General features: G+C 41.5%; 1 pseudogene. It reads left to right on the top strand.

Annotated features, from left to right (window positions below):
* Positions 1-798 (top strand): annotated as a pseudogene (locus C3945_RS11690) (IS3 family transposase); the annotation flags it as partial.
* Positions 799-1,059: the final 261 nt, after the last annotated feature.

Below are 1,059 nucleotides of genomic sequence, written 5' to 3'. Positions count from 1 at the left end.
GACAATAAACATAAGTATTCTATATCAGCGATGTGCCGTGCCCTTGAGATCAGTAGAGGATCTTACTATTACGAAGTAAAAAAGCAAACCAGTGAGGCTGAACTTGAACAAGCCATCGTTGAAGAGTTCGCAAAGAGTAAAAATACCTACGGTACACGCAAACTGAAACCCGTGCTTGAGAAACGCGGCTTCACTGTCTCGCGTCGACGAATTGGTCGCATCATGAAAAAATTTCACTTGGTGTCCAAGTATAATAGACGGTCTTATAAACCCCAAAAGACGGGAGTCAATCAGGCGAAGATTGAAAACACACTGAATCGAGAGTTCAATCCTGACAAACCTATGAACGCACTCGTCACAGATTTGACCTATGTCAAAGTGTCTCAATCCTGGTTCTATGTCTGTTTTATCATCGATCTTTTTAATCGTGAGATTATAGGCTATTCTGCTGGTCCTAATAAAACAGCTGATCTAGTCCTTCAAGCCCTCGCAACGGTTGAAGGAGACTTACATAGAGTCAATATTTTTCATACTGATAGAGGAAAAGAGTTTGACAATCATACCATAGACGCTTTACTAGAGACGTTTGAAATCGAGCGTTCCTTAAGTCGAAAAGGGAATCCCTACGATAATGCCGTAGCGGAGTCTACCTATAAATCGTTTAAGTTTGAGTTCGTCTATGACAACACATTCCATACCCTTTATGAGTTACAAATCAAACTAATGGACTACGTCCATTGGTGGAATACTTTTCGCCCACACGGCTCATTGAATTACGCTTCTCCTATTGACTATCGAACGACTTGGGAGAAGAAACAACAACACACACGATTAGCCCAAGTCATTCGTCTATCGGTCGGCGTAATCGCCAAAACAGGATGAGTTCAAGACGGAAAGGGCGCACTTTCCCTTGTAGTCTTGAGGTCAGGCTGTTAGATTACACAAGCCGATTGATAGATGAATGAGGATCCCTTATTCGGATGAGGGAGGCAAAAAAGAAAACGGTCTTGAACGATTATACACCTTATAAAATTTGTTTAAAAAAGTGTTGACAGACCA

Origin of the sequence: Alkalibacterium sp. MB6, assembly GCF_009935905.1 — a bacterium.
Taxonomy (GTDB): Bacteria; Bacillota; Bacilli; order Lactobacillales; family Carnobacteriaceae_A; genus Alkalibacterium.
Note: the sequence above shows the minus strand (reverse complement) of the source record. Positions and strands in the feature narration are given on the sequence as shown.